This is a genomic window from Leclercia pneumoniae (assembly GCF_017348915.1).
In the GTDB taxonomy this organism is placed as follows: Bacteria; Pseudomonadota; Gammaproteobacteria; order Enterobacterales; family Enterobacteriaceae; genus Enterobacter; species Enterobacter pneumoniae.
The window spans coordinates 910,532-933,350 of record NZ_CP071383.1 but is presented as its reverse complement, the minus strand read 5'-3'; the positions used below and the strand labels follow the sequence as shown (position 1 = coordinate 933,350).

Below are 22,819 nucleotides of genomic sequence, written 5' to 3'. Positions count from 1 at the left end.
GAGGGCGACATCGTCACTGCGGCCAGAGCCAGGCGGCGCCGCGCACCCCGCTGGAGTCCCCGTGCACCGCTTTGCGAATCGGGGTCTCGCACTCGCCGCCGAACACCCACTGCTTCACCAGCTGAGGCACGGTGGCATAAAGACGATCCACATTGCTCATGCCGCCCCCCAGCACGATCACATCCGGATCCAGAATATTGATCACGTGCGCCAGAGATTTCGCCAGCCGCGTTTCGTAGCGGCTGAGGGCCAGTTCAGCAAGGGGATCCTGCGCATCAACCAGACGGATGATCTCATTCCCCTTCAGCGGCTTGCCGCTCAGTCGGTGGTAATCGGTGGCAAAGCCCGTGCCGGAGATAAAGGTTTCAATACACCCCTGCTTGCCGCAATAGCAGGGCACTTCTGCGCGGTATTTCAGCTCATCTTCGTCCATCCACGGCAAAGGGTTGTGCCCCCACTCGCCCGCCGTGCCGTTGCCGCCGATATGAGAGCGACCGCCAAAGGCCACGCCCGCGCCGCAACCGGTGCCGATTATGACCGCAAAAACGGTCTGTGCCCCCGCCGCAGCTCCATCAATAGCCTCAGATACCGCCAGGCAGTTGGCATCGTTTGCCAGCCGTACTTCACGATTCAGGCGCTGGCTCAGATCTTTGTCAAACGGCTGGCCATTGAGCCAGGTTGAGTTAGCGTTTTTCACCACGCCGGTATAGGGCGAAATCGAACCCGGGATCCCCATACCTACGCTACCACTCTGGCCTGTGGCCTGCTCCGCCATCTCCACCAGCGTGGCAATGGTTTCTATGGTTTGCTGATAATCATCACGAGGGGTGGGCAGACGGTGGCGAAACAGCTGCTCCCCCTGCTCACTCAGCGCTATCACTTCGGTTTTCGTGCCGCCTAAATCGATACCAATTCGCACAGGACGTTCCTCATTTTTTTGATTATCAACAGAGTAGAAGTCGGCATCCCGATTAGCAATGCAAGCGATGCGACAATTCGTTATCATGCCCGCTGCATTTAACGACAAGGCCGTGGAAATTATCATGCTGTGGTTCAAAAATTTGATGGTTTACCGTCTCAGCCGCGATGTCCCGCTGCGCGCTGACGAGATGGAAAAACAGTTAGCCCTTTATACGTTTAGCCCTTGCGGCAGCCAGGATATGGCCAAAACCGGTTGGGTTCCACCGATGGGCTCTCAGAGCGATGCGCTGACCCACACCACCAATGGTCAAATCATCATTTGCGCCCGCAAAGAAGAGAAAATTCTGCCCGCGCCGGTCGTGAAACAGGCACTGGAAGCGAAGATCTTCAAGCTGGAGGCAGAACAGGGCCGCAAGCTGAAAAAAACCGAGAAAGACTCGCTGAAAGATGAAGTACTGCACTCGCTGCTGCCGCGCGCTTTTAGCCGCTTCAGCCAGACGATGATGTGGATCGACACCGTTAACGGCCTGATTATTGTCGACTGTGCCAGCGCCAAAAAAGCGGAAGATACCCTTGCGCTGCTGCGTAAGAGCCTGGGCTCCCTTCCGGTCGTGCCGCTGACCATGGAAAACCCCATTGAGCTGACGCTCACCGAATGGGTTCGCGGCGGTACCGTGCCGCAGGGCTTCCAGCTGCTGGATGAAGCAGAACTGAAGGCGATCCTGGAAGATGGCGGTGTGATCCGCGCGAAAAAACAGGATCTGGTGAGCGATGAAATTGCCGTACACATTGAAGCGGGCAAACTGGTAACCAAGCTGGCGCTCGACTGGCAGCAACGGATCCAGTTCATGATCTGCGACGATGGCTCCGTAAAACGGCTGAAATTCTCTGACGAACTGCGCGATCAGAACGACGACATCGACCGTGACGATCCGGCGCAGCGTTTTGATGCCGACTTTATTCTGATGACGGGCGAGTTAGCCGCACTGATACAAAGCCTGGTAGAGGGTCTCGGCGGAGAAGCACAGCGCTAATCGGCCATGCTGTTTACCCTCTCCCGACCGGGAGAGGGTAAAAAAAATTACAGATAACGGCAGAGATAAGAGGCCGGCTCAGCCACCTGCAGGTGGAACTCGCTATGGCCCGGAACGTTAAAGATCTGACCCGCAGTAAACAATTTCCACTCCGTCTCACCCGGTAACAATACCTTCAGAGAGCCACTGACGACGGTCATCTCTTCAGGTTGAGCGGTACCAAATGTATATTCCCCTTCAGCCATCACGCCGACACTGGCATTGCCAGTGATGCTGCTGGCAAAACCGATGGACTTCACTTTACCGGAAAAGTACTCATTACTTTGAAGCATGAACTGGCCCTTTTTGTTGTTGGATGTCAATCCAATATAGGGGGCACACTCCCTGCCTGTCACGCAAAATCATTACCCCAGCAGCTCCGAGGCAAGCCGCGCCACCAGTACGTTTGATAACAAAACGGGCACATCGAGCGCTTTTTGTAACAGATCGCGATGACGCTGATGAAAACCGAGGCAATCCAGCATCAATACATCAGCTCCCTGCGCCAGCAGATCGCGCCCGGCCTCGATCAATTTGGCCTCGTTATCCCAGATAGGGTTCGCCAGCGAGTAGAGCGGCGGACGTTCTAACGCCTGCCATTTTCGGGACTGGTTTTGCATCAATTCGGGGATCGGCACGATCACCCCCACCTGATGACCATCCACAATCGAGGCCACCAGCGGCGGGATAATCCGCATCGGCTCAAGCAGGATCGCATTACGGGCCACCAGCCCGGATACCGGGGCGGTACTCATCAGCAGGATGACGTCATACCCCTGATTATCAAGCACTTCAATAACGGCCTGCAGATCGCGTTCGATCTTTTGCCGGGATACCGTCGCCATTTTACCGTCGCTTAACAGTGTCGGCAGGGAATCATCTCCCGCGCAACGCCGTAGGTCTCCATGACCGCCTCACGGCTTAGACTACCCAGCAAGCTATGATGGGTGATCTGTTGTTCCGAAATATGCTCGGTCAAGAGCGGTAACACTTCGCTTACTGGGACTACCCCAATCGTGAGGATCGCCAAGGTGGCCTTCATCTTTCTCGCCTTTCTCCACTACCACTACGTAAAACAGGCACAGGCTCACAACGCTGCGCGGCTCGCTGTTCTGGTATGAACAGCACAATAGCGTAGCAGCGTATGTGCCTGCCGGAATGTAAAGATCCGGACGCCTGGCAGAAGGTATCTGTAATAACTAGATATTAACCTCTGCTTAACTTATTCAATGAGTGATAAATGTGATTTAGGCGTGGTATTTCCCGCTTTCAGATTTTTTTTAAGTCTTATCGGGATCTTCGTAGCGGACCTTGGCGTCGAGCGCTTCCTGCTCCGTTTCATGCTCGCTAATGAGCGAATCGGGTTTTGGATGGTCGGCACGCAGCTGATACCAGGTGACGGTCTGGCCCGTAGCGCCTTTCTCAACGGCAACGACACGGGCTTCACGCGGATAGGGAGGTCTTGTTGGCATAGTTCATCCTTTTTATCTTTATCTGGGGTGAACTATCAGTATAGACATCAGTTAGCTAACACAAGCCAGACGCAGCGCAGTAGCAATATTTTGTACCACTTCTGACGGGGAGAGCGAGGCATCAACCACATGGTGAGCCGCTTCGCGATAGAGGGCGTCGCGTTCTGCCAGTACTTCGCTCACCTCTTCGCTGATCGGTTTGCCGGTAAGCGTAGGGCGTTGACCCTCTTCTGGAAATGCCACAAGGCGCTCAACCAGCACCGGCACGGGCGCAGAGAGATAAATAACAGTGCCTTTCTCGCGCATAAACTGCCGGTTATAAGGTGCCAGGATAATGCCGCCGCCGGTGGCAATGACGCCTGAGACCGCCGTCACCGCTTCCAGGGCTGCGGTCTCGCGGGCGCGAAAGCTTTCCCACCCTTCCTGCTCAACAATTTCAGCAATACTTTTTTGCGCGTGGGTTTGCAACCAGCGATCGGTATCGATGCACTCACAGCCGCACAGACGCGCCAGCTCATGCCCCACCGTCGTTTTGCCGCAGCCGCGGGGGCCGATCAAGAATATAGGCTGGGTCATAACCTGGTGTTCCTCTTAAGGCCGCAAAGATGCGGAGCGTAACGTCGAAAAGTGGCCAATGATACCATTTAACTAGTACAGAAGTCAGTGTAAATTTATTTTTACAAATGTAGATTTATCCCCTGATGATTAGGGATAGCGACTGTAAAGAAATGATTGCATACCTGATGCCGCACACCATACCTGATTGCTGCAGGGGCTGACAACCCCAGTGGCATAACGGGAGCACAATCCGACGACAATGCTGGGCTCATCCCTGACGACGTTTCACCTCAAGAAGCCATTTATCCAGCTCAGCAGCAAAGAGCTGTCGGTCGCGCTGAGATAAACTATCCGGCCCCCCGGTTTGTACGCCGCTGGCGCGCAGGGTGTCCATAAAATCACGCATCGTCAGTTTTTCACGGATGGTGGCCGGAGAGTAACGCTCACCTCTTGGATTTAGCGCGGCGGCGCCCTTTTCCAGCACCTCAGCCGCCAGCGGAATATCGGCGGTGATAACCAGATCCTCCGCGCTGCACAGACGCACTATTTCGTTATCCGCTACGTCAAAGCCGGCCGGTACGCGCATGGCGCGAATAAACCGTGACGGTGGGACTCGCAGGTTCTGGTTAGCCACCAGCGTCAGGGGCATTTGCACGCGCTCGGCGGCGCGAAACAGAATCTCTTTAATCACATTTGGACACGCATCGGCATCCACCCAAATCGCCATGTTCTCTCCTTTCGATAACTGCCCCATTGTCGCCTGCTTTTCTTCTCAGGCAAAGCAGCGGATGAGGCAGAAGCTTTAGCGCTGCGTAACAATCCGCGCTAAGCTAGCCTTCCATACACATAACAAGGCATAAAAGAGGGAGACGTGATGGAGAAGAAAATCGGTTTTATCGGCTGCGGTAACATGGGTAAAGCCATCCTGGGTGGCCTGATTGCCAGCGGCCAGGTGCAGCCTGGCCAGATTTGGGTCTATACCCCGTCGCCAGATAAAGTCGCTGCCCTGCACGATCAGTATGGTATCAATGCGGCGCAGAGCGCCCAGGAAGTGGCCCAGGTAGCGGATATCCTCTTCGGTGCCGTAAAGCCTAATATCATGGTCAAAGTGCTGAGCGACGTCACCTCAAGCCTGAACAAGGATACCGTTGTCGTATCGATTGCTGCCGGCGTCACTCTGGATCAGCTGGCTCGCGCCATGGGCCACGATCGCAAAATCGTGCGCGCGATGCCAAACACCCCTTCGCTGGTCAACGCAGGCATGACCTCCATCACCCCTAATGCGCTGGTCACCACGGAAGATGTGGCCGACGTGGTGAATATCTTCCGCTGCTTCGGCGAAGCGGAAGTGATTGCGGAAGCGATGATCCATCCGGTAGTGGGCGTGAGCGGCTCGGCGCCTGCGTATGTCTTTATGTTCATCGAAGCGATGGCGGATGCCGCCGTGCTGGGTGGAATGCCAAGGGCGCAGGCATATAAATTTGCAGCTCAGGCGGTGATGGGCTCGGCCAAAATGGTGCTGGAAACCGGTAAGCATCCGGGTGAACTGAAAGATATGGTCTGCTCGCCAGGCGGGACGACCATTGAAGCTGTACGGGTGCTGGAAGAGCGAGGGTTCCGCTCGGCGGTTATTGAAGCCATGAATAAGTGTATGGAAAAATCAGAACAGCTGAGTAAGTCCTGATCGCATGCCGGGCGTCAGGCCGCCACTTCGGTGCGGTTTCGTCCGGCGTTCTTCGCTTTGTACAGGGCAACATCTGCCGCCTTTAGCCACTCACGATAGTGCCCCATCGGCGGCGTGAGCGGTGCCACCCCTACGCTAATACAGAGCTTCACCAGCGGTGCGCCCGGCAGGCTTAGCTGCGCCAGCCGCTCATGGACTCGCGACATCGCGGCGATAGCGCTGTCCGCCGCGGTGTTACTCATGATCACCGCAAATTCGTCCCCGCCAAACCGGCCTATGATATCGCTTCCGCGCAGCGTGAGTTGTAGCTGGTGCGTAATGGCGATAATGGCTTCATCGCCAATATCATGCCCCCAGGTGTCGTTGATGGTTTTGAAATGGTCGATATCGATAAGCAGCATGGTGGCGTCACGATGATGACGGCGGCAGCTATCAAACTCATTGCGCAGCAGGTCTTCCCAGTGCCGCCGGTTAAAGACGCCCGTCATGCCGTCGCGGGTACTCATTAATTCCAGCCGTCGCTTGTGTTCCGCCAGCCGGATTGCGGTCTGGTAACTGACCCAGGCAAAGAGCACCGGGTAGAAAATTAACACCGGCAGCGTGAGCCACCCCTGCAGCGCTGAGCTCACAAAGAGGGGGGGGAATGCTGGCCATCTGCAGTGTCGCCAGGGCGGCAAGGGTCGTCAGCAGCGTGCCAGCAGTAAACAGCCGTAGCCCGCCAGCCCCCATCATGTTCATGCTGGTCATCATCAATAGCGCAGCGGTAGGAAACGCATTAACGCCCATCAGGCCAATCCAGATCCCGGCAATAATGGCATCAGCTTTCAGGTTATAGAATTCATTGCTGCGGGGATCGGCAGAGCGTGACGCCAACTGCCAGGCGAGATGTGGCCAGACGAACGCCCCGCCAACCAGCAGCAGCCACCAGCCGCCGGCCACAGGTTGCGTCACCAGAACGCCAGCAATGGGGAAAAACATCGTCGCAAGGCCAGCCATCCGCGGCAGGCGAACCCGCCGGGCGAAGCGTATGCCGGAACGATGATGGTCATCCGAGGGAAAAGGATAATCCCACTCTTCGCGCGTCAGCCCTTTCTGGTAAAAGTTTTCGTCATTCATTATCTTTTGGGAACATTCTGAAACAATTTCCCAAATTATAGAGAGGGGGTCCGACGGGGGAGTATGAGATTTTGGGTGAGCCGGGAAGCCCGCTCACCCATTAGCACTAGACAGCTTTCTTCAGACAGGCACTCATAAACTTATTACGGTCATCGCCTTTAAGAGACTGCTCTGTCGCCTTAACGTTACATTCACGCATCTTTTGCTGCTGTGGCGTCAGGCTCTTTTCGCCCGGTTTCGAGGCTCCATTTTTGAGGCAGTCGCTCATGTAAGTTTTTCGCGCATCGCCTTTCAACGCATCAGCCGTCGCCTGCTGGTTGCAGGTGGTCATACGTTGCTGTTGCGGTGTGAGGGTCTTCTCTTGCGCACCCACCGTGGCGATGAAAAACAGGCCGAAGATCAAAGTAACAAGTAATGTGATTTTCATAGCACTATCCTTCTGTGAATGATCACATTAAGTCTGGTCGTTTGCGGTAAAAAAACCACCCGGCAGAGAAGATTCCCGCCGGGCATTCGTTTTACTTCATACCCAGAGCCGCTTTCATGGTGTAGAAGAGATCGGTCTGATCCGTCAGCCCCACCACGTTTGCGGCATGTGGACCATAGGCGGCAATGCGCAGCTGGCTACCGGTATGTTCCATCGACTCCTCTTCGGAGTTGCCATAGCTAATGGCCATCACAGCGCCATCTTTGGTGTTCAGCGCCTGGGTCAGACCCGGAGCTTTGGTATCCGGCGCCACAATCTGGCTGGAGTGAGCGTGGTCAGCCGTCACGATCACCAGCGTATTGCCATCTTTCTTCGCGAAGGCCATCGCTTTCTGCACGGCTTCATCCAGATCGACGGTTTCGCCAATCTGGCCGCAAGGGTTAGCGGCGTGATCCTGCTTGTCGATGGATGCACCTTCAACCTGCAGGAAGAACCCTTTTTCGCTCTTATCCAGCAGCGCGATCGCTTTTTCGGTCATCGCTGCCAGTGTCGGTACGCTTTCATTGCGTTTCGGGTTAGGCGCACAGGTGACGGCAGGCTTATCGAGATTGCCGTGATAGCTGGCTTTCGGCCCTTCCCAGCGCACAGGCATATTGCCCTCGGAGAAGAGGCCCAGCAGCGGTTTATCCTGGTTGGCTTCGGTAATGGTCGCCAGTGAGGCCGCATCGTTAACCAGCTGATAGCCGCGCGCCTGGGCCTGTTCGCGCAGAGTTTTGCCCTGCCATTCACCGCTGGTGGCGGTCTCCATAAAGGTTTTGGCGCCACCGCCAAGCGTGACGTCGGCACGGGCGTTTAACAGCTGCTCCGTAATAGAGCCTTTACCGCCTTTTTCCAGCGCATTGGTGGCGCAATTTTCGCTGGTGACGCTCGGGCCGTAGCATTTACGTGACGTCACATGCGCTACCAGCGCCGCCGGGGTCGCGTCCTGCAATTCCGCCGTCGAGACGTTACCCGTCATCAGGCCTGCCGCTTTTGCCATTTCAAGAATGGTTTGGTGATCTTTTTCGTGAATATCCACGCCCAGCGCGCCGTTATAGGTTTTTACGCCGGTTGACCAGGCCGTGGCAGACGCGGCGGAATCCGTGACGTAATCCGGCTTGCCGGTTTTTTTATCCAGCGCATAGTGGGTGTACTGGCCGGTAAGCGGCAGCGAATCAATCCCTTTAAAATATCCGCCCGCGCCTTCAGCATAATTTCGTGCAGCAGTAATTTCTGAATCACCCATTCCATCGCCAATCAGCAGGATAATATTCTTTGCTGGCTTATCATTTAAGGAGGCGCGCAATGCGGCGGTCTGGTCTTCCGACAAGCGACGCGCACCGCCGGGCTGGGTGATATCACCCTGAGCTGCGCGATTTTCAAGAACGTGGAATGATGTTACCGTTTCTGCATAAATTTTAGGAGTGAACATCAGGGGAAGTAATGCAATAGCAAGTGCGCTCTGTTTCACTTATTTTCTCCATGTAAAAATACATAAAAAATAAAACAGAGCGACTATAGGCAACCGACGTGACAGATCGATGACAGCGTTTTAGATACGCAAACCAATCAGCTCCGCGGGTGCCGCAACAGCTTCTTTACGTATTGTTGTAGCATTTCGCTATCCTGCTCCGGCACCAGTGAATCTGGCCGTACCGCATCCAGCGCCCCTTCAACGCTTCGGATCAAGGCCTGCTGATCGGACTGAGCCATCTGGCGTAATAACGCGGTGACGACAATTTCCAGCGCTTCAACCTGGGCTACCAGTTCTTTTGACTCTTCTTCCTTTTGGGCGAGCTTCACTAACAACTCAGCAATGAGATTTTTCATCGTGCTATTTCCTTATCAGATTTGTTCTGAACTTAGCACTAAGGATGGGGGTTGCAAAGAGGGAAAAGTATTATCTTTAGACAAATAAAATCCATTATTTTAAATAAATGCGATCCAGGTTCAGCGAAACGTTTTTATATTAGCTTCAGATCATGAATTGCTTTGCGTCATTAAAAAAACAGAAAGCCATTTTAGTTATTACCGTCAGGTTTAAGTATAAGAATATATAATACAGCAGCGTTATCTTCTGTTACCGACGCTTCTATTAGCCTCCTGCTGACGGCGACGGCGTAATACCACCGCCAGATACAGAATATTCAGCAACACCACTACCGCCGTGGCAGCAAAGACCCAACGGAATCCTGCCATAGCCGAAACCGACGCCCCAATCAGCGGCCCGGCAACGTTACCGAGATACATGAACGACTGGTTATAGCCAAAGATGCGTCCGGTCACCTGGTCGCTGGAGTATTTAACCAGCAGGGTCTGTACGGCTGGCAACATCGCGCCATCGGCAAAGCCCAGTAAAAAGCGCAACACACCAAGCTGGAATGGGGTGGTGACAAATGACATTGCGAAGAAGAGCACCACGGCCACCACCAGCGTCGCCATTAAAATGCGTGCGGTGCCGATACGGTCGCCCAGCTTGCCCAGTCGCGGTGCAGCGATAAGGGCAGAAACACCCGGTACGGCGGCAATCATGCCGCTCAGAAAAGCGATATTGTTGCTGTCTGGCTCCATCGATTTGATAAACAGCGCCAGAATAGGCCCCACCGAGCCGTTACAGAGCTGGATCACCATCGTGGTGACGAAGAGAGCGATCATCAGCCCCGGGTAAGGCAGTGAGGCAAAGACCGCTTTCCCGCTCAGGCGCTGCGCTTTACTAACGGTGGGACGCGCCCCCTCTTTAATAAGAAACAGCGTGACCAGAAAACTGACCATCAGCAGGATAGCGGTAATAATAAAGACCGCCCGCAGCCCTACGTGATCGGCCAGGAAACCGCCCATCAGTGGCCCGCCAATTACGCCGCTAATTTGCGCCGTTGAGAGCGTACTCAACGCCCAGCCGCTGCGTTCGCGTGGTACCTGCGACGCCACCAGCGCCATGGCGTTAGGAATATAACCGGAAGTCAGCCCCATCAGCGCTCGTAGCAGAAAAAGCTGCCAGACGTTGGAGGCGAAGGCCTGCAACAGAATAGCAATGGCCATTCCCAGGGAGGCACGCAGCAGCATAAGCTTCCGCCCTTTGCGATCGGCAAGGCTTCCCCACATAGGCGAGACGATGGCAGAGACCAGAAACGTCACGCTGAAGGTAAGCCCGGACCACATCGAAAGCGCCTCGTGCGAGGAGACCCCCAGCTGAGACACATACAGCGGCAGAAAAGGTAAGATCTGACTGATGGCAAGCCCGGTGAAGAAACAACCGAACCAGACCGATATAAGGTTAACCTTCCAGGATTCCATAGCGCGACACATTCATTTTTTTGAGCGAATTCGCTCATAGATTAGCAAGTTATGCCTCATCACAAAGCGCAGCTGATGCTGTCGGGATGAATTTTAGTGTTTTATCTTTCCAGTCATCAAAAATGTGAAACAAATCACACTCTATCCTCTTTTAGCGGTGGGTTTATGCTTACGGGCAGTAACCATATCCCCGCATACCCAGATGAAAATGGTTAGCATGCGCCCTGTTGTACTCTGGCCCAAGCCCATTGCCAAAATAGCCGCAGCTGGCGCTAAGCATCGCCTTTAACCAGGGCTGCGTTCGCGCGTTTTTCCAGCCTTGCAGCACCGTAATCTTCTGCCCGTCCGCCAGCTGAAAGCCGCTAATATCGAGCGCCTGGGCGCTGGCATGCTCGCTGCGTCGCGCATCCTGTCGATGATAGATATTTCGGCAAGCAAAGCTGCCAAAATGGTCAACGCGGGTCAGGCGGCTCCCCATCATGCGCTGTGTCAGCGGTTGTGCCTGCTGGTGAATATAGAGGGCAGCACTGAGCGCCAGGGGACAACTGGCCAGGAAACTGCTGCTCAGCCCTACGCGGCCAAAGTCACGCACCCGCACCACATCCACCAGGGGACACTCGCCCCCACTGTCGGCAACCGTCTGGGTACGGATCAGCTTTGAATCGTTCGCCTGGCTGAGCAAGGTTTCGCAGTGCTCGGGCGTGAGTCGCCGCAGCTTAAACTGGGTGATTTTCCCGGGGGGATCGTCAAGCGAGAGAGGCGCAAAAGGGTTGTAATAAGACGGCAACCAGCGATACCCCACCGCTGCCGCGCCGATAATAACAAGACAGATAATTAGACCTTTTCCTCGCACTTTCCCCCCTCCGTTGCTTGCTAAAACATTATGGCAGAAGGCGGCGAATCCCGCCGGGCATCGTGGTAAGGTATGGGTTTTGAGTCAGACTGGATGAGTGAGAGTAATGGCAAAGCTGCGTGTGGGTATTGTATTTGGGGGAAAATCAGCAGAACACGAAGTGTCGCTGCAATCGGCCAAAAACATCGTCAATGCGATTGATAAGAGCCGGTTCGACGTTGTGCTGCTGGGTATCGATAAGCAGGGACAGTGGCATGTCAATGACGCCAACAGCTACCTGCTTAATGCTGACGATCCGGCACACATCGCCCTGAATCCTTCTGACATAAGCGTCGCGGTTGTGCCGGGCGTGGCACAGAATCAACTGATTAACGCCAGCAACGCACAGGCCCTTCTGCAACTCGACGTCATCTTCCCGATCGTGCACGGTACGCTGGGCGAAGATGGCTCGCTGCAGGGCATGCTGCGCATGGCAAACCTGCCGTTTGTCGGCTCCGACGTACTGGGTTCTGCCGCCTGCATGGATAAAGATGTCACCAAACGTCTGTTGCGCGACGCCGGTCTGAACGTAGCGCCTTTCGTTACCCTCACCCGCGCCAATCGCGACAAACACAGCTTTAGCGCTCTACAGGCAGAGCTTGGCCTGCCGCTCTTTGTGAAGCCGGCAAATCAGGGGTCGTCCGTTGGGGTGAGTAAAGTCAGCAGCGAGGCGCAATTCAACGAGGCCGTACGTCTGGCATTTACCTTTGACCATAAAGTGGTGGTTGAACAGGGTATCAAAGGACGTGAAATCGAGTGTGCGGTGCTGGGCAATGACTTCCCCCAGGCCAGTACCTGCGGCGAAGTGGTACTGAACAGCGATTTCTATTCGTATGACACCAAATACATTGATGACAAAGGCGCACAGGTCGTCGTGCCGGCAGCCCTGGACTCGGCGGTAAACGACCGCATCCGGGCCATCGCGATTGAGGCTTATCAGGCGCTGGGCTGTCGCGGAATGGCCCGGGTCGATGTCTTTTTAACCACTGAAAATGACGTCATCATCAATGAAATTAACACCTTGCCTGGCTTTACCAATATCAGCATGTACCCGAAATTGTGGCAGGCGAGCGGCATCAGCTATCCAGAGCTGATTACCCGCCTGATTGAGCTGGCGCTGGAGCAGCATGCCGCCGATAGCGCGCTAAATGTTACGGTAAACGGTTAATCGACGTTATTCGCCGTCGGCTCTTCCGGGCGACGGCGAATAATCAATCCTGCCAGCCAGAAGCTAATAACCCATGTCACCAGACCTACCGCATAGGTTTGCCAACCCTTCGCTTCAAATCCCAGTAACCCCACAACCCCATTAAGAATAAAGATCAGCCCAATGGCAAAGGCGTAGTAATGCCAGTCACGGCGAATTTTGGCAGGCAGTTTCATGGTCGCTCCTGAATAAAAAAAACATCCTCGCATAGTTTCCGCGTCAGGTCTGTGTCCAATACGGAAATTCTTAAATGTTAATGAATTTAACTTAAGGTTACGAAGTTGTGAGTTGGTGCAGAAATCGGCGATCCAGGAGAAATCCATGCTGCAAATTACCACGATTCCGATATTGACAAATGCGATGACCTGTCAAACTTCGCTTATATCACTGGTGTATGGCCAGAACGAACTATACGGAGGTCTTTATGGCAGACTTTACTATGTCGAAGCCGATCTTTAATGGTAAACACCCGAAAACCTCCACGTCAGGTAATATTGCCTATGCCCTGTTTGTACTGTTCTGCTTTTGGGCGGGTTCGCAGTTTTTGAACATGTTGGTGCATGCACCTGGCGTCTATGAACATTTGATGCAGGTAGAGGACAGCGGCCGCCCGCGCGTTGAAATCGGACTGGGCGTGGGAACCATCTTTGGGCTGATTCCCTTCCTAGTGGGCTGCGTCATCCTGGGTGTTGTGGCGCTAGTTAACCGCTGGCGTCGCTACCACTAATTCATTGCCATACAGCGAGCCCGACGATCGTCGACACGCTTCGCAAACCAGGCTGTGGTCAGGTTGCGGGTGATCTTCGGGCTCTCAAGCTGAATGCCTGGCAACATCTCTCGCGGCAACGTCTTTCCACTCTTCTGCTCCGCTAACGCATAAACTTGCTGATAAAGTTTCGTTTTCTCGAAGCTCTGGCTATCGCTCTTCTCCAGCTGGTGTCGAATCTCGCTCTCGCTCATATCCAGCTTCCCGGCCAGCTTGCGAACCGCCATCTCGGTTTTGCCCGCCGTGCGGCTACCATACGCAATTAAATCACCATCCAGCGCCAGCTTTACACCGCTGGCGCGGCTGACGGCATTCTGAAATGCCGCGTTACGGCTCGCGTACCAGCCTGCATTGAAGTCGGCAAAGCGGTACAGCGGCGCGCTGTAGCTGGCAGGGTAATTGAGCAGATGATAAGTCCCAAACCACAAACCTCCGCGCAGGGAAAAGACCTCCTGACGCACGGTACCGTCATACTTCCACGGGTAACCGTCGGTGTGTTTCTCGGCAAAGGCGATACTGACCTGCATCGGCCCGCCGGTATGTACCGGGTTAAGCGAGCCGAAGAGCTTTTGCCCCATCGGCACCATGCTAATCATATCGTCGAAGATTTCACTCAACTGCTTCTCGGTTTTCACCGTGTCCAGCCGCTCGCTATAACTCTTGCCATCAGGAGAGGTGATTTTGAGGGCGGTATGGACCAGAAACGCCGGTATATGCATCGATTCTGCCCGTCGGTCGATCTCCTTCCAGGCGATCTTGTTCAGCCCGGGCACCTTAGGGTCGGATTGATACATTGACTCCTGCTGCGCTACCGCCAGTACCGAACAGATATTCTCTTCGGTCGGGGCTATCTTCTGGCTATCGAAGGTCTTTGCCAGCGCGCTGGCCCACTGGTCGCGATCTTTCACGCTGGCGGGCATTTTCTGCCGCACCACGCTCGCGACATCGACGGGTTTCTCGCCCTTTTTAAGCGGGGCTGCACCTTGCTCAGCACAGCCTGCCAGCACCAGGGCGGCAAGGAGCGATAACGGTAAGGCGCGTGATACGGCAAAAGGCATAACGACTCCCTGTATTAGCTTAACGTGTTGGTCACTTCCTGCAGTGGCTGGTTATCCAGCTCGCGTTCAAAGCTGCGTAAACGTTTATAGATAGACATTAACTCTACCAGCGTAGTCCAGGAGCTGATGAGATACTGGAACGAGCCCCTAACCTGGCCGAAGACGTTGGTGATCTGAGTCATCAGACCGAGGGTAATGGTACCGGCAACGATCGACGGGAACAGCAGGAATAAGCCGAATACGTTATCGACTTGCAGATAGAGAATGCGCGCAATGTTGAAGTACATGTAGTGGAAATAGAGACGGAAATAGTTTTGACGTACCGCGCTGAACAGCTGACGCACAGTAGGCGGCGAGGCCCGGTTAGCGTCGTCTTCACCGTAAACCAGCTCTTTACGGTAGGCGGCTTCAACGCGCTGGTTTTTGAACTCCAGCCCCGGCAGTTTGATCCCTACCACCGCCAGTAAACCGGTGCCCATCAGCGACCAGATAATTGCGGCGATAACCAGGCCGTACGGAACATGGCCGATAATGGGCAGATCCGGCACGTGAGCCGACAGGGTAACCAGCACCGGCAGGAAAGCGATCAGCGTCATGATGGCGTTGAGAAAGCTCACCCCCATATCCTCCAGCGTAGAGGCGAAACGCATCGTGTCTTCTTGCACACGCTGGGCGGCACCTTCGATATGACGTAACTGCTGCCAGTGGGCCATATAGTGCTCGTTCATGGCGGTACGCCAGCGGAACACATAGTGGCTGACAAAGAAGTTATTCATCACGGCAATGATCACGGCGATCAGCGCGATGCCGAGGAAGACCCCCACTTCGTGATAAAACTGGTCGATAGAGACCTTGTGCGGGGAACTGAGTGCCTTCTGGATCAGATCATAGAAGGGGGCATACCAGGCGTTGACCGCGACCCCGACTTCCACCAAAAACCAGGTGACAAAAATAATTAATGCCGTTCCCAGCACGGACCAGTACTGCCAGCGATGGGGTGAAAAGGTAAACCAAAAAAGGGCAAACAGCCCAACGCAGAGGGCGTAATAGGCGTAGAACAACAGATAGCTACGCGCCCAGAAACGTGCGGCACTAAGGGGTACGTCGCTGGAAGCACCAATTAGGCGCTCAAGCCAGGCGCCGCCACCGGCCTGCCAGAAAATAACGGCGATAAGGCCCCATATAAATGCCGAGAGGAAAAAGGGCCCCGGCTTTGGGAAAAATGACTTAAACATAAAACTTCCTTCTTGTAATTATGGCTGTTGCTGTGTTCAACACATCACCACACGACATTGCATCCACCAGCCGGTCTCCGGCCGGTGCAAAAAAATCAGACCTGACGGGTAATTATTAGTTCGCTTTCCAGTGGGCGAGAATTGTTTCGGTGAGTTTCACACCCGGCGGATTGCCGGGAGCAATCAGATCGCGCCAGACATCGTTATAGTGGTTTATCAGCGTTTCTGCCCGGGCGGCAGGACGGTGGGCGGTGGTGTGCGCATCACCGGCGACGGTGATATGGTATCCCCGGCTAACGCCATTTTTAAGGGTAGTATCCACGCAGTAGTCGGTAGCACAGCCGCAAAGCACAAAATGATGAATATCCAGCTCGCTTAATAACGCGGCGAGCGAGGTGCGGTAAAACGCATCGCACGCCGTTTTGGTCACGTAGTGCGCCCCTTCCGGCTGGTGCAGTTCAGGTAACAACGCAAACCCCTCGCTCCCCTCTTCCAGCCCACCGGCTTCGGTATGCTGGATAAAAATGACCGTATCGGCGGCATGGGTTAACTGATTGATACGTGAAACGCATTGTTCGCGCTGAATACGAGGGGTCGCAAAAACACCTTGCTGCATATCGACAACCATCACCACACGCTTTTCTGACATCACCTTCTCCGGGTCGCTGAGCTACGTAGGGGTCTATCATAAGCCCGATGTCACAAAATGGGAGATGGCACGTAATGAAATTGTTTTTATTTACTCGCGGTTACGTTTTTCCCGCTATCGTTAGGCTATTCAGCCCATTGCACCGGGCACGTTAGTAGTATAAATACGCTTAATTATCTTCATTTCTCTTATGGATGCTTTTCGTTGAAATCTTGTCTGCTATCTATTGCCGCGCTGTGTGCGGTGAGCCTTTCGACGGTTCAGGCTGCCCAACCGCTGACCACCCCGGCACTTGCCTCTGATATTGCCGACCGTTACGCAAACCTGATCTATTACGGCAGCGGCGCAACCGGTATAGCACTGGTTGTTATTGATGGTAATCAGCGCGTGTTTCGGAGCTTTGGCGAAACGCGTCCAGGCAATAATATTCATCCGCAGCTGGACTCCGTGGTTCGTATTGCGTCCTTAACCAAATTAATGACCAGCGAGATGCTGGTGAAATTACTCGATCAGGGGGTCGTGAAGCTTAACGACCCCCTGAGCAAATATGCGCCACCGGGTGCACGGGTGCCAACCTATCAGGGCACCCCTATCACCCTGGTTAATCTGGCGACGCACACCAGCGCCCTGCCGCGTGAACAACCGGGCGGTGCGGCGCATCGGCCGGTCTTCGTCTGGCCAACCCGCGAACAGCGCTGGAACTATCTGAGCACCGCGAACCTGAAAACCACGCCGGGCTCCCAGGCAGCCTACTCTAACCTGGCATTCGATTTACTGGCCGATGCCCTGGCTACCGCCTCGGGTAAACCTTATACCCAGCTGTTTGAAGAGCAGATTACCCGTCCGTTGGGCATGAAAGACACCACCTTTACCCCCTCACCGGATCAGTGCAAACGCCTGATGGTGGCAGAGAAAGGGGCCAGCCCATGTAACAACACGCTGGCAGCCATTGGCAGCGGCGGTGTCTATTCCACACCCGGCGATATGATGCGCTGGATGCAGCAGTTCCTCTCTTCCGATTTCTATTCACGCAGCACTCAGGCTGACCGGATGCAGACGCTGATATATCAGCGCAGCCAGTTCCAGCGCGTCATTGGCATGGATGTACCGGGCAAAGCGGACGCGCTGGGTCTGGGCTGGGTGTATATGGCGCCAAAGAACGGGCATCCGGGAATTATTCAGAAAACAGGCGGCGGCGGTGGCTTTATTACCTATATGGCGATGATCCCACAATCGAACGTTGGCGCCTTTGTGGTGGTCACTCGCTCCCCCAATACCCGTTTCGTCAACATGAGCGATGGTATTAATAAACTGGTCACGGAACTCAGTGACAACAAAGCTCAGGTTGTTCCTGCTTCCTGATCGCGTTAATACTCTGCGGGTAAACGGTTGATACTGACCAGTTTACCCCGAACCATATTGATGTAATTCCCCTGACGCAACGCGGCCAGCACCTCGGCCACCACAGAGCGCGAAATCCGCGTGCGTCGCTGGATATAATTCATTACCCCCACACGCATACGCAGCGTCTCATCCCACTGAGCCATATCCAGCAGTGTCGAGCGGATCTGGCTATAGGAGTTGTTTCCCACCAGCTGTTTATCGCGTATTTCCATGACCCGATGATGCCAGGAGAGCCAGCAAAAGGCCTCCCGCCACAGGCCGGCTTGTTGTATGAGGGTGCGGGCCGTGGCCGCTGGAAGGTAAAAACCCGTGCAGGGTGAATGAGTGATAAGTTTGTATTCGGTACTACAGCCCATCATTCCGGCATTAATGCCAAAGATATAGGGTGCGGTCACTATTTCCATCAACAAGTCATCTTGCTGCCGATGAATTGCCAGCGTGCCGGTTTGCAGCAATAACGCAAACTGCTCCTCTTCGAAGACTTCCCCAAATACAGAGTGTTGTCCTGCCAGTTTGAACGTTTTGCTATGGTCAAAAAGGCACTTTTCAAGCCGGGAGAATTCAGGAACCGACTTTGCGTAACGGTTCATGCAGACCTCAAATCATCCTTGAAAATACAATGGGGAGGCAAAGCCTCCCCATTTTTACAACGACTACCAGGTGTATTTCACACCCAGGTTAGCACCCCAGTTCTGCTCAACGTCGCCGCCGCCCAGGTAGGTGGCGTCAGTATAAGCGCTGAAGTTTTTGGTGAAGCTGAACTGCGTTCCCAGACCCGCACGTACCGCAGAGCCTTTCACGCCGTTATCAATGCTATCGCCGTTAACATCTGCATTCTCGCTGGCATCGTCATAGACATAAGCCAGTTTGAAGTACGGCGTTAACGCCTGATTGTCACCGTAACCGAAGGTGTAACCCGCGTCTAAACCGAGTTCATAACGCATGCTGTTATAAGACTGCGAACCCACCTGCAGGTCATTGCTCAGACGATAGTCATCACCCGACTGGAACAGGCCAGAAACCGCGGCATATGGCGTTAAGTAGCCTGCGTCATTCGGCATCCAGTCGTAACCAAGCTTCAGGCCAAAGCCCCAGGCATCGGTATTTGTGCTGCCATCAACGTACTCGCCGTTGCTCATGGTCGCGCTCAGATCATTGTTGAAGCGGGTATAGCTCATGCTGCCATCGAGGAACATATCGTTGGCAAATTTAGCAGCGGAGTAGATCATCGCCGTCTGGCTATCCTGATCCACCTGACCTGAACGGTCATTCATGTCGCCTTTAGCGAAGGCTGCAGCTACACCGACGGTCCATTTCGCGCTATTGCCATCAATCTGGGTATCTAAACCCACCATGATACCGCTCACGTCCTGATCGTACTTGATGACATCGTTGTCGCCATCGACGTTACCGCCAAAGAAGCTAACCCAGGCGCCGCCCTGATCCGTCAGGCCATGACGCCCATTGGTCAGGCGGGTGCCTACGGTATCCTGCTGCAGATTCCAGATATTGGTATTCGCAGAAGGAATGCTCAGCGCCATATTGGCGTAATCCGTTAAGCGTTCCTGATTCAGAACAACAGTATCGCCCTTCTGCTGTGCCTGGTAGGTATATGCACCCAGATCGGCGCGGTTAGCCGCCGTGAAGGAGACGCGGGTATCAGCGTTGTTATCATAAACACGGATAAGTTCTTTGTTGCGATAATCTGCAACGCCGCCTTTACCGGTCGCGTTATCAAGACGCACTTTGTAGTTACCTGAGGTTTCACCATTAACGGCCAGATGACCATCCGCGTTGATGGCAATCACACCGTAATCGTACCCACTCTTCGTGCTGTCATTAGTGATGTAACGCGCGTTGTTCAGATCGGAATTGAACACATAATCGCGGCTGGCAACGTTCAGCATGCCGCCGTCGGTCAGTACCAGTTTATGGGTATCAACCTGGCCCAGACCCAGCGCCAGCTCAGAACGGTTATCAACGGTGATGGTGTTCGCGTACAGGTCGGCAAGCTCCTGAGTCAGGGTTGCCTGGCTGCTGCTGTCGAGGTTCAAGCTGTTGGTTGCCACACCACCGGCATCACCGATATTCAGGGTAGAGGCGTTAGTCAGCGTAATGCTGTCGGCCAGCAGGCCGGAGTTTTCGACATTAACCTGAGAATGGTTCTTCACGGTCAACGCATCGATGTTCGACTCTTTACGCGTGTCCCACTCTGAACCGTTATCCAGCGTAACGTTGAAAATACCACTCTGATAAACCTGGGTACCCACCAGATGGTTGTTACTGTTGAAGGTTGAATCAGGCCAGATGCTGTTTGGTAACAGGGTAGTCAGATCAACGCTGCTATACCCCAGACCATACATCTGAGACGGGGCGATCATCTCCACGCTGGAGGTCGCCGCACCGACCCACTTGCTGCCATTGGTTAAGGTCAGATCCAGTTTATCGGTACCGTCCCAGCCGTTGGTGGTTGGGTTGTAAACGCCGTCGGCAGTGGTATCGGTCGCCGGGTCACCATTGACAAAGAAGTTATTATCAAAGGTGCTGGAGAACAACACATCGCCTGTCAGGGTCGAGTGGTCAAAGCTTGCCACCGTCTGCATGGCGTTATCTGCCGCGCCAGCCGCAACGATGAGCGCAGCATCATCCTGTGAGGTGGCACTCGGATTGCCGTAGTCGCTCGGCTTCGCTGACTGACCATAAAAACCGGTGGTTCCCAGGTCGCTGTAGGCACCGGATGTGACAGCAGAGTCGGTCACTTTGAGGGTGTTATTGAAGACATGCGCGCTGTTTTCGATGCCAACGGTGCTGTCGTAAGGGGTATTGTCCGGGTAGTTATAACCCTGAGTCAGCGTAATACCCGCGATGCGGGAGTTGTTTTCGATAACGATATCAGACTCAACATCCAGACTGATAGCATTGCCGAGCGCGTAGGTATCCCAGTAGTTGGTGGTGGTGGTGGTGCCGCCTGTTACCACGTCGTAAGCGTAATGCTCATAGGTGTCGTTAATGGTGGTGTTATTCACCGTCAATGCGAAGCGGTCGTACTGGTAGTGGGTAGAACCGTCGCGATTCACGCCGCCCGCACACTCCGTGGTGATACATTCAGAGGTGACCATACCATTAAGGGTACTGTTGCTGATGGAGAGCGAGTTGCTTTTACCGCCGACTGCATCATCAAGGTAGTAACCAGAGATCACCCCGTTTACTACGGATTTGTTGATAACCGGATAGATATCGCCATCAACCGTGGCACTGGCATTGCGCCAGTCAGTGTAACCGTTATACAGCGTAGAGGCGGCGGTACCATCGTAGCCAAAGGTATTATAGGTTGTACCAGAAATATCTTTTGCATTTACCTGAGAAGCGATAGCCATCGTGCAGGCTAATGCAATTTGAGATACAACAAGTTTCTTTTTCCATTTTTGCATTGGGTCATCCCTCCTCAGGGACGTAAGCAAGTTTGTCCATAAATACACAGCAAATAAATTGCGCAATGAATTATGCCGCCTCAAAACAAAATGGTTCAATGAATCGATGAATTATGTCCGAAAACAGACAGAATTAATAAACACTTTTTAATCGACAAAAATAAATTAAAAAATAACTTAAAAACAACAGTTTATATTAAAACAAAAGATACAGCGTAAAAAACGAAAGATCAGAAAAATAAATCAACAAAGCGAAAAAAACAATTATCATGAATATTAAAAAGAAACATGAAAGATAAATTACCCGTTAGTCACAAAGCGTTAGATAAGAAATAACATCAAGAAAACACTTTTTGAGGATGACGATATTATTGCCCTACTTATTTCCTGACATTAATCAGGTTCATAAACCCGCGGGTACCGTACCGATCCGGGGCTTAAGGCTAAACGACAACTTTAGTAAAACAGTCCGGCAGCAGTTCAGGTAAACTGGTGCTCCTTATTTTCGCAAACGTCAGGCATACCATGACCGATTTAATTGCACGTCCCCGTCGCCTGCGCAAGTCACCCGCACTGCGCGCTATGTTTGAAGAGACAACACTGAGCTTAAACGATCTGGTGTTGCCGATTTTTGTTGAAGAAGAGATCGATGACTACAAAGCCATTGATGCTATGCCGGGCGTGATGCGCATTCCGGAAAAGCATCTGGCACGTGAGATCGAGCGTATCGCCAACGCCGGGATCCGCTCGGTGATGACCTTTGGTATCTCCCATCACACCGATGCCACCGGCAGCGATGCGTGGAAAGAGGATGGCCTCGTCGCCCGCATGTCCCGGATCTGCAAAGAGGCCGTGCCGGAGATGATCGTTATGTCCGATACCTGCTTCTGCGAATACACCTCTCACGGCCACTGCGGCGTACTGTGCGATCACGGCGTAGACAATGACGCCACTCTGCTTAATCTCGGCAAACAGGCGGTTGTCGCCGCTGCCGCAGGGGCTGATTTCATCGCGCCATCGGCGGCAATGGATGGCCAGGTGCAGGCGATTCGCCAGGCGCTGGATGCAGCGGGTTTTACCGACACCGCCATCATGTCCTACTCCACTAAATTTGCCTCCTCTTTCTACGGCCCGTTCCGTGAAGCCGCAGGAACTGCGCTGAAAGGCGACCGCAAAACTTATCAGATGAACCCGCTGAACCGCCGCGAAGCGATCCGTGAATCCCTTCTCGACGAAGCTCAGGGTGCCGACTGCCTGATGGTGAAGCCGGCGGGGGCCTATCTGGATATTCTGCGCGACATCCGCGAACGTACCGAGCTGCCATTAGGTGCTTATCAGGTGAGCGGTGAATACGCGATGATCAAATTCGCCGCACAGGCGGGCGCCATTGACGAAGAGAAAGTGATCCTGGAGAGCCTGGGCGCGATCAAACGCGCGGGCGCGGATCTGATCTTCAGCTACTTCGCGCTGGATCTGGCTGAGAAGAAAATTCTGCGCTAATCCCCCACTCGACCGGGTAGCGGCTTTGCCCTGCCCGGCCTGAACCTCCCCGCACGAATCTTCACTAATCTGCAATAGAAACGACATCTGGCC

The 22,819-nt window shown here is 53.9% G+C and carries 22 protein-coding genes and 2 pseudogenes; 6 read left to right on the top strand and 18 right to left on the bottom strand.

The genetic code is table 11. From position 1 onward, the window contains the following. Positions 1–13: 13 nt before the first annotated feature. Positions 14–919, bottom strand: coding sequence for a fructokinase (mak, locus tag JZ655_RS04345; RefSeq protein WP_040076958.1), 906 nt, complete (start codon positions 917–919; stop codon positions 14–16). A gap of 124 nt (positions 920–1,043) precedes the next feature. On the opposite strand from mak, the gene rdgC reads away from it, so the two are divergent. Beyond that, complete coding sequence (rdgC, locus tag JZ655_RS04340; protein WP_040078583.1) at positions 1,044–1,955, top strand: recombination-associated protein RdgC; 912 nt, start codon at positions 1,044–1,046, stop codon at positions 1,953–1,955. A gap of 47 nt (positions 1,956–2,002) precedes the next feature. On the opposite strand, the gene ppnP is transcribed toward rdgC, so the two are convergent. The 5 genes and pseudogenes from ppnP to JZ655_RS04315 all read right to left on the bottom strand — a co-directional run bounded on the left by ppnP (position 2,003) and on the right by JZ655_RS04315 (position 4,751). Beyond that, positions 2,003–2,287, bottom strand: coding sequence for a pyrimidine/purine nucleoside phosphorylase (gene ppnP, locus JZ655_RS04335; protein ID WP_207293088.1), 285 nt, complete (start codon positions 2,285–2,287; stop codon positions 2,003–2,005). Positions 2,288–2,359: 72 nt separating this feature from the next. Then, a pseudogene (locus tag JZ655_RS04330) lies at positions 2,360–3,036 on the bottom strand (AroM family protein). Positions 3,037–3,274: 238 nt separating this feature from the next. Beyond that, positions 3,275–3,466 carry a protein YaiA gene (gene yaiA, locus JZ655_RS04325; RefSeq protein WP_040076963.1) on the bottom strand — a complete coding sequence of 64 codons (192 nt, stop codon included), beginning with the start codon at positions 3,464–3,466 and terminating at the stop codon, positions 3,275–3,277. A 51-nt stretch (positions 3,467–3,517) separates the two neighbouring features. Beyond that, positions 3,518–4,042, bottom strand: a complete 525-nt coding sequence (gene aroL, locus JZ655_RS04320; protein WP_207293087.1) for a shikimate kinase AroL — start codon at positions 4,040–4,042, stop codon at positions 3,518–3,520. A 250-nt stretch (positions 4,043–4,292) separates the two neighbouring features. Continuing rightward, positions 4,293–4,751 carry a YaiI/YqxD family protein gene (locus tag JZ655_RS04315; protein WP_040076966.1) on the bottom strand — a complete coding sequence of 153 codons (459 nt, stop codon included), beginning with the start codon at positions 4,749–4,751 and terminating at the stop codon, positions 4,293–4,295. Positions 4,752–4,898: 147 nt separating this feature from the next. Between JZ655_RS04315 and proC the strand changes: the two genes are divergently transcribed. Then, positions 4,899–5,708 (top strand): pyrroline-5-carboxylate reductase, encoded by an 810-nt coding sequence (proC, locus tag JZ655_RS04310; protein WP_046884483.1) that lies wholly within the window; start codon positions 4,899–4,901, stop codon positions 5,706–5,708. A 14-nt stretch (positions 5,709–5,722) separates the two neighbouring features. Here the strand turns inward: proC and adrA are convergent. From adrA to JZ655_RS04280, 6 genes and pseudogenes are all read right to left on the bottom strand, one after another. After that, a pseudogene (adrA, locus tag JZ655_RS04305) lies at positions 5,723–6,824 on the bottom strand (diguanylate cyclase AdrA). A 106-nt stretch (positions 6,825–6,930) separates the two neighbouring features. Then, positions 6,931–7,251 carry a phosphate starvation-inducible protein PsiF gene (gene psiF / locus JZ655_RS04300; RefSeq protein WP_046884485.1) on the bottom strand — a complete coding sequence of 107 codons (321 nt, stop codon included), beginning with the start codon at positions 7,249–7,251 and terminating at the stop codon, positions 6,931–6,933. Positions 7,252–7,342: 91 nt separating this feature from the next. Then, the gene (phoA, locus tag JZ655_RS04295; RefSeq protein ID WP_207293086.1) at positions 7,343–8,761 is read right to left on the bottom strand and encodes an alkaline phosphatase; all 1,419 of its coding nucleotides are present in this window, start codon (positions 8,759–8,761) and stop codon (positions 7,343–7,345) included. Between the two features lie 98 nt (positions 8,762–8,859). Continuing rightward, positions 8,860–9,120: an anti-adapter protein IraP gene (gene iraP, locus JZ655_RS04290; RefSeq protein ID WP_040076973.1), complete on the bottom strand. Its 261-nt coding sequence runs from the start codon at positions 9,118–9,120 to the stop codon at positions 8,860–8,862. Positions 9,121–9,360: 240 nt separating this feature from the next. After that, positions 9,361–10,584, bottom strand: a complete 1,224-nt coding sequence (locus JZ655_RS04285) for a multidrug efflux MFS transporter (RefSeq protein WP_207293085.1) — start codon at positions 10,582–10,584, stop codon at positions 9,361–9,363. 169 nt (positions 10,585–10,753) lie between these two features. Beyond that, positions 10,754–11,437, bottom strand: a complete 684-nt coding sequence (locus JZ655_RS04280; protein ID WP_046884488.1) for an extensin-like domain-containing protein — start codon at positions 11,435–11,437, stop codon at positions 10,754–10,756. 106 nt (positions 11,438–11,543) lie between these two features. Here JZ655_RS04280 and ddlA point away from each other — a divergent pair, with 106 nt between their 5' ends. Then, positions 11,544–12,644 (top strand): D-alanine--D-alanine ligase, encoded by a 1,101-nt coding sequence (gene ddlA, locus JZ655_RS04275; RefSeq protein ID WP_207293084.1) that lies wholly within the window; start codon positions 11,544–11,546, stop codon positions 12,642–12,644. On the opposite strand, the gene JZ655_RS04270 is transcribed toward ddlA, so the two are convergent. After that, entirely contained in the window at positions 12,641–12,859 is a 219-nt protein-coding gene (locus JZ655_RS04270; RefSeq protein WP_040076978.1) for a DUF2754 domain-containing protein, read from the bottom strand. The genes ddlA and JZ655_RS04270 overlap by 4 nt on opposite strands. Before the next feature lie 248 nt (positions 12,860–13,107). Between JZ655_RS04270 and JZ655_RS04265 the strand changes: the two genes are divergently transcribed. Then, positions 13,108–13,410: a YaiY family protein gene (locus JZ655_RS04265; protein WP_040076979.1), complete on the top strand. Its 303-nt coding sequence runs from the start codon at positions 13,108–13,110 to the stop codon at positions 13,408–13,410. Here the strand turns inward: JZ655_RS04265 and JZ655_RS04260 are convergent. From JZ655_RS04260 to JZ655_RS04250, 3 genes are all read right to left on the bottom strand, one after another. Continuing rightward, complete coding sequence (locus tag JZ655_RS04260; RefSeq protein WP_207293083.1) at positions 13,407–14,507, bottom strand: DUF1615 domain-containing protein; 1,101 nt, start codon at positions 14,505–14,507, stop codon at positions 13,407–13,409. The genes JZ655_RS04265 and JZ655_RS04260 overlap by 4 nt on opposite strands. 14 nt (positions 14,508–14,521) lie before the next feature. Then, a complete protein-coding gene (gene sbmA, locus JZ655_RS04255) occupies positions 14,522–15,742 on the bottom strand; it encodes a peptide antibiotic transporter SbmA (protein ID WP_207293082.1) in 1,221 nt (406 codons plus the stop codon). Positions 15,743–15,857: 115 nt separating this feature from the next. Then, positions 15,858–16,391, bottom strand: coding sequence for an isochorismatase family protein (locus JZ655_RS04250; protein ID WP_207293081.1), 534 nt, complete (start codon positions 16,389–16,391; stop codon positions 15,858–15,860). A gap of 204 nt (positions 16,392–16,595) precedes the next feature. Between JZ655_RS04250 and ampH the strand changes: the two genes are divergently transcribed. Then, on the top strand, positions 16,596–17,753 hold the full coding sequence (ampH, locus tag JZ655_RS04245) for a D-alanyl-D-alanine-carboxypeptidase/endopeptidase AmpH (RefSeq protein ID WP_207293080.1): 1,158 nt from the start codon (positions 16,596–16,598) through the stop codon (positions 17,751–17,753). Between the two features lie 5 nt (positions 17,754–17,758). Here ampH and JZ655_RS04240 read toward each other — a convergent pair whose 3' ends face one another. Beyond that, a complete protein-coding gene (locus JZ655_RS04240) occupies positions 17,759–18,385 on the bottom strand; it encodes a helix-turn-helix domain-containing protein (RefSeq protein WP_207293079.1) in 627 nt (208 codons plus the stop codon). Between the two features lie 63 nt (positions 18,386–18,448). Further along, positions 18,449–21,226, bottom strand: coding sequence for an autotransporter outer membrane beta-barrel domain-containing protein (locus tag JZ655_RS04235; RefSeq protein ID WP_207293078.1), 2,778 nt, complete (start codon positions 21,224–21,226; stop codon positions 18,449–18,451). Between the two features lie 525 nt (positions 21,227–21,751). Between JZ655_RS04235 and hemB the strand changes: the two genes are divergently transcribed. Beyond that, complete coding sequence (hemB, locus tag JZ655_RS04230; RefSeq protein ID WP_207293077.1) at positions 21,752–22,726, top strand: porphobilinogen synthase; 975 nt, start codon at positions 21,752–21,754, stop codon at positions 22,724–22,726. The last annotated feature ends 93 nt before the right edge of the window (positions 22,727–22,819 follow it).

What these genes read in the sequence shown, in the direction of transcription:
- proC (WP_046884483.1), top strand. Translation starts at nt 4,899, where the DNA reads ATGGAGAAGAAAATCGGTTTTATCGGCTGCGGTAACATGGGTAAAGCC.
- aroL (WP_207293087.1), bottom strand. Translation starts at nt 4,042, where the DNA reads ATGACCCAGCCTATATTCTTGATCGGCCCCCGCGGCTGCGGCAAAACG.
- JZ655_RS04285 (WP_207293085.1), bottom strand. Translation starts at nt 10,584, where the DNA reads ATGGAATCCTGGAAGGTTAACCTTATATCGGTCTGGTTCGGTTGTTTC.
- ddlA (WP_207293084.1), top strand. Translation starts at nt 11,544, where the DNA reads ATGGCAAAGCTGCGTGTGGGTATTGTATTTGGGGGAAAATCAGCAGAA.
- JZ655_RS04235 (WP_207293078.1), bottom strand. Translation starts at nt 21,226, where the DNA reads ATGCAAAAATGGAAAAAGAAACTTGTTGTATCTCAAATTGCATTAGCC.
- JZ655_RS04250 (WP_207293081.1), bottom strand. Translation starts at nt 16,391, where the DNA reads ATGTCAGAAAAGCGTGTGGTGATGGTTGTCGATATGCAGCAAGGTGTT.
- JZ655_RS04270 (WP_040076978.1), bottom strand. Translation starts at nt 12,859, where the DNA reads ATGAAACTGCCTGCCAAAATTCGCCGTGACTGGCATTACTACGCCTTT.
- hemB (WP_207293077.1), top strand. Translation starts at nt 21,752, where the DNA reads ATGACCGATTTAATTGCACGTCCCCGTCGCCTGCGCAAGTCACCCGCA.
- JZ655_RS04240 (WP_207293079.1), bottom strand. Translation starts at nt 18,385, where the DNA reads ATGAACCGTTACGCAAAGTCGGTTCCTGAATTCTCCCGGCTTGAAAAG.
- ppnP (WP_207293088.1), bottom strand. Translation starts at nt 2,287, where the DNA reads ATGCTTCAAAGTAATGAGTACTTTTCCGGTAAAGTGAAGTCCATCGGT.
- sbmA (WP_207293082.1), bottom strand. Translation starts at nt 15,742, where the DNA reads ATGTTTAAGTCATTTTTCCCAAAGCCGGGGCCCTTTTTCCTCTCGGCA.
- JZ655_RS04260 (WP_207293083.1), bottom strand. Translation starts at nt 14,507, where the DNA reads ATGCCTTTTGCCGTATCACGCGCCTTACCGTTATCGCTCCTTGCCGCC.
- iraP (WP_040076973.1), bottom strand. Translation starts at nt 9,120, where the DNA reads ATGAAAAATCTCATTGCTGAGTTGTTAGTGAAGCTCGCCCAAAAGGAA.
- psiF (WP_046884485.1), bottom strand. Translation starts at nt 7,251, where the DNA reads ATGAAAATCACATTACTTGTTACTTTGATCTTCGGCCTGTTTTTCATC.
- JZ655_RS04315 (WP_040076966.1), bottom strand. Translation starts at nt 4,751, where the DNA reads ATGGCGATTTGGGTGGATGCCGATGCGTGTCCAAATGTGATTAAAGAG.
- yaiA (WP_040076963.1), bottom strand. Translation starts at nt 3,466, where the DNA reads ATGCCAACAAGACCTCCCTATCCGCGTGAAGCCCGTGTCGTTGCCGTT.
- rdgC (WP_040078583.1), top strand. Translation starts at nt 1,044, where the DNA reads ATGCTGTGGTTCAAAAATTTGATGGTTTACCGTCTCAGCCGCGATGTC.
- JZ655_RS04265 (WP_040076979.1), top strand. Translation starts at nt 13,108, where the DNA reads ATGGCAGACTTTACTATGTCGAAGCCGATCTTTAATGGTAAACACCCG.